This window comes from Streptomyces sp. NPDC046900 (assembly GCF_040644975.1).
GTDB lineage: Bacteria > Actinomycetota > Actinomycetes > Streptomycetales > Streptomycetaceae > Streptomyces.
Window position 1 is genome coordinate 1 of sequence record NZ_JBEYXD010000213.1, and the last position, 3,334, is coordinate 3,334.

Consider the following 3,334-nt stretch of genomic DNA (forward strand, 5'->3'; position numbering starts at 1 on the left):
GTGACCTGGTAGCCCCAGGAGCCGCCGAAGGGGTGCTCGGCGATCGGCATCAGCTCGACATGGGTGAAGCCCAGGTCCTTCACGTAACCGGGCAGCTGTTCGGCCAGCTGCCGGTAGGTCAGGCCCGGCCGCCAGGACCCCAGATGCATCTCGTACACCGAGAACGGCGCCTCGTGCACCGCAGAGTCCGCACGCTGTGCCAGCCACTCCTCGTCCCCCCACACGTAGTGGGAGGCGGTGACGATCGAGGACGTGTTCGGCGGTGCCTCGGTGCGGCGCGCCAGCGGGTCGGCACGCAGGGTCCTGGAGCCGTCCGGGCGGGTGATCTCGAACTTGTACAGTTCGCCCTCGCCGATGCCCGGCACGAACAGTTCCCAGACGCCGCTCGAGCCGAGCGAGCGCATCGGGTGGCCGCTGCCGTCCCAGAAGTTGAAGCTCCCGGCCACGCGCACGCCCCTCGCGTTCGGCGCCCACACCGAGAACCGGGTGCCGGTCACGCCCTCGTGGGTCATCGGGTGCGCGCCGAGCGCCGTCCAGAGCTCCTCGTGACGCCCCTCGCCGATCAGATGCAGGTCGAACTCGCCGAGGGTGGGCAGGAAGCCGTACGCGTCCTCCGTGTCCTGGACCGCCCCCTCGTAGGCGACGACGAGCCGGTAGGCGGGGACGTCGCTCAGCGGCAGCAGCCCCGAGAAGAACCCATCGCCGTCGTCGTGCAGCTCGGCCCGCAGGGGCCCGGCGACGACCGTGACGGACAGCGCGTACGGCCGGAAGGCCCGGACGGCGACGCCACCGGGCACCCGGTGGGCGCCGAGCACCGAGTGCGGGTCGTGGTGCGTGCCGCCGAGCAGCCGCTCGCGGTCGCCGGCATCGACGGCCGGGGAGACGGCCACCTCCACCGTCTCGGTGGCGAGCGGTTCCGCGACCGTTCCGGTCGCGGCCGCCTCGGTCGCTTGTGCGGCCATCTCGGCTGCCTCCGCGGCGATCTGCTCCGGGACAGTCGCGCGTACGGCCACCTTCTTCGCGGCGGTCTTCCGGGAAACGGGTTCGGCGGCGGTCTTCTGGGCGGCGATCTTCTTCGCCGGAACCTTCTTCGCGGCGGTCTTCTTGGCAGCGGTCTTCTTGGCCGTGGTCTTCTTCGCGGCGGTCTTCTGCGCAGCGGATTTCTTGGCCGGAGCCTTCTTCGCCGCCGTCGTGCCGGCCGTGAGTTCCTCCGCGTCGGCAGCCGCCTTCCCGGCCGCGGCCTTCTTCAGCCCTGCCGGCGCCCTCGGAGTCACGGCCGCCGCTTTCTTCGCCACCGCCTTCTTCTTGCCGGCCGTCGACTTTTCCGCCGCGGTCGCCGTCTTCTTCGCGGCGGTCGCCTTCTTCACACCGGTCTTCTTCGGACCGTCGCCGTTCTTGTTCATGATGTCGTCGTCGGACGGAGGACGGGGGGTCACGGACGGGGCCTCCTCGGCACGGAGTGGTGGGTCATGTGGTGGCGCCGGCGGACAGGCGGCGTATCGCCGCCATCGGCACGGGCAGCCAGTCGGGGCGGTGCCGGGCCTCGTACAGCACCTCGTAGACCGCCTTGTCCGTCTCGTACGCGCGCAGCAGCACGGGGTCGGTGCGCGGGTCGCGCCCGGTGACCTCCGCGTATCCGGAGCAGTACGCTGCCCGGCACGCGGCGGCCCACTGCGGTGACGGCGGCACGGCCGAGTGCGCGGCGTAGTCGAAGGAGCGGAGCATGCCCGCGACGTCCCGCACCGCCGGCTGCGGCATCCGGCGCTCCGCCAGCGGTTTCGACGGTTCGCCCTCGAAGTCGATCAGCGACCAGTCTCCGGACGGCGAGCGCAGGCACTGGCCCAGGTGAAGATCGCCGTGGATGCGCTGGGCGGTCCACGTGTGTCCCTCGGCGGCGAGGTCGGCGAGCGCCTCGAACGCGGACCGCAGCCCGGGCACGTACGGCCGCAGCACGGGCACCGCCTGGGCCGCCGCCTCCAGATGCTGGATCATGCCGTCGGCGAGCAGCCGTATCCGCTGATGTCCCAGGGTGACCGTGGGCAGCGCGCGGGCCAGTGCCGTGTGCACCTCGGCCGTCGCCCGGCCGAGCGCCCGCGCCTCCGGTGCGAAGTCCGTGCCCTTGGCCGGCTCGTGCAGCGCCAGTTCCCAGCCGTCCGTCGCACCCCGGACAAACGGCTGCAGCACGCCGAGGACGTACGAGTCGTCGTGGCCGTCGAGGTCGGCGAGCAGCCAGCCGGCGGGCGCGGGCACTTGGGCGCAGCCCTCGTGCGCCAGCGCCAGCGGCAGCTCGAGGTCGGGGTTGGTGCCTGGCACGACACGTCGCAGAACCTTGAGGATGAACGTATCTCCGTAAACGACGGAGGAGTTGGACTGCTCGGCGGTCACCAGCCGCGGGACGAGTCCTTCCCCTATCCGCTGGCGGGTGTCCCCCTCGAAGCGGAGCCGGCCGATGCGGGCCCTGGTGCGGAGCGCCTCCAGGAGGACGGCGGTGGCCCGGGGGTCGTACAGCGCCTCGTACACCGTCCGCCCGGCCAGGGGCCCTTCGCCGGGATGTCCGATCAACGCGGGCGCCAGGCGGGGCGGGAGCGCCTCGCGTACGCCGATGAGCAGCTGGTAGCAGTCACCGGGGTGGGGTACGGCGCTCTGGGCGGGGACGTCCGGCTGATGGGCCCGTACGAGCAGGTGAAGCAGGCCGAGCGGACCGCCGGAGGGCAGCAGTTCGGTGGCCGCCACCAGGGAGAACCCGGTGACCGGCCGTCCCTTGCCCGCGAACCAGCGCTGCCGTGGCAGCCACTCCCGCAGGAGCGGGTCGAGGGACGCGAGGAGACCGGGCTGGGTAGCGGTGGGGTGGGTGACGGCTTCCGACATGGCGTGCGTCCTTTCCCCGGGGGGCGGTCGGGGTACTACTGCCTGCGTGCCCCGGGCGGGACGGTGAAAACCGCCCCGCCCGGGACCACTACGCGACGTTCTTCCGGAGTCGGAACCAGTAGAAGCCGTGGCCTGCGAGGGTGAGCAGGTAGGGGAGTTCGCCGATGGCGGGGAAGCGGACTCCGCCGATCAGTTCCACGGGATGGCGGCCGTTGAAGTGGCGCAGGTCCAGTTCGGTGGGCTGGGCGAACCGGGAGAAGTTGTGCACGCACAGCACCAGGTCGTCCTTGTACTCCCGCAGGAACGCCAGCACGGCCGGGTTGGAGGAGGGCAACTCCGTGTAGGAGCCCAGCCCGAAGGCCGGGTTCTGTTTGCGGATCTCGATCATCCGCCGGGTCCAGTGCAGCAGCGAGGACGGCGAGGACATCGACGCCTCGACATTGGTGACCTGGTAGCCGTAGACCGG

Annotated in this window: 2 protein-coding genes and 1 pseudogene; all 3 read right to left on the bottom strand. The window is 71.6% G+C overall.

Annotation, left to right across the window (positions count from 1 at the left end):
• Positions 1 to 1,403: pseudogene (locus tag ABZ904_RS50875) on the bottom strand (hypothetical protein); the annotation flags it as partial.
• A 64-nt stretch (positions 1,404 to 1,467) separates the two neighbouring features.
• Positions 1,468 to 2,868, bottom strand: coding sequence for a phosphotransferase (locus ABZ904_RS50880; RefSeq protein ID WP_361006324.1), 1,401 nt, complete (start codon positions 2,866 to 2,868; stop codon positions 1,468 to 1,470).
• Positions 2,869 to 2,956: 88 nt separating this feature from the next.
• The coding region (locus ABZ904_RS50885) for an alpha-glucosidase C-terminal domain-containing protein (RefSeq protein WP_361831124.1) at positions 2,957 to 3,334 on the bottom strand (378 nt) is incomplete at its 5' end.

Excerpts from the sequence above, each read along its gene's own strand:
- ABZ904_RS50880 (WP_361006324.1), bottom strand. The coding sequence starts at position 2,868 with ATGTCGGAAGCCGTCACCCACCCCACCGCTACCCAGCCCGGTCTCCTC.